The sequence below is a fragment of the Arenibacterium sp. CAU 1754 genome (assembly GCF_054482635.1).
On sequence record NZ_JBTLRG010000009.1, the window covers coordinates 1 to 1117 of the forward strand.

Annotated in this window: 1 protein-coding gene; it reads left to right on the forward strand. The window is 64.9% G+C overall.

Annotated features, from left to right (window positions below):
- Window positions 1-1113, forward strand: a 1113-nt coding sequence (locus ACXYMO_RS18690) for an S-(hydroxymethyl)glutathione dehydrogenase/class III alcohol dehydrogenase (protein ID WP_458880271.1), incomplete at its 5' end; no start/stop codon positions are given.
- Between the last annotated feature and the right edge of the window lie 4 nt (window positions 1114-1117).

Sequence of the window (1117 nt, forward strand, 5' to 3'; positions counted from 1 at the left end):
ATGCGGACACGTGCGGCGGTTGCGCTGGCGGCTGGGAAGCCTTTGGAGGTGATGGACGTTAACCTTGAGGGTCCGCGTGCGGGCGAGGTTCTGGTCGAGATCAAGGCGACGGGGCTTTGCCATACGGATGAATTCACCCGCTCTGGCGCCGACCCCGAGGGTCTGTTCCCGGCGATTCTGGGCCATGAGGGCGCGGGCGTCGTGGTCGAGGTGGGCGAGGGCGTCACCAGCCTCAAGCCCGGCGATCACGTGATCCCGCTTTACACGCCGGAATGCCGCGAGTGTGAATATTGTCTGAACCCGAAAACCAACCTGTGCCAGTCGATCCGCGAAACCCAGGGCGCAGGCCTGATGCCGGACGGGTCAAGCCGGTTCAGCATGCTCGATGGCACGCCGATCCTGCATTACATGGGCTGTTCGACCTTCGCCAACCACACGGTTCTGCCCGAAATCGCGCTGGCCAAGGTGCGCGAGGACGCGCCGTTCGACAAGATTTGCTACATCGGCTGCGGCGTCACCACCGGCATCGGCGCGGTGATCAACACGGCCAAGGTTGAAATCGGCAGCCGGGCGATCGTGTTCGGCCTGGGCGGCATCGGGCTGAACGTGATCCAGGGGCTGCGCCTGGCGGGCGCGGACCAGATCGTGGGGGTCGACCTGAACCCCTCCAAGGTAGAGATGGCGACCCGCTTCGGCATGACCGATTTCGTGAACCCTGCGGAGGTTGAGGGCGATCTGGTGCCCTACCTCGTCAACCTGACCAAGGGCGGCGCCGATTACACGTTCGACGCCACCGGCAACGTCGGCGTGATGCGCACGGCGCTTGAGGCGGCGCACAAGGGCTGGGGCGAAAGCATCATCATCGGCGTGGCGCCGGCAGGGGCCGAGATTTCGACCCGCCCCTTCCAGCTGGTCACCGGGCGCAGTTGGCGCGGCACCGCCTTCGGCGGCGCCCGCGGGCGCACCGACGTGCCCAAGATCGTCGACTGGTACATGGAGGGCAAGATCGAGATCGACCCGATGATCACCCACACCATGGGCCTTGAGGACATCAACAAGGGCTTCGATCTCATGCACGAAGGCAAATCAATCCGTTCCGTCGTGCTGTACTGAGGGG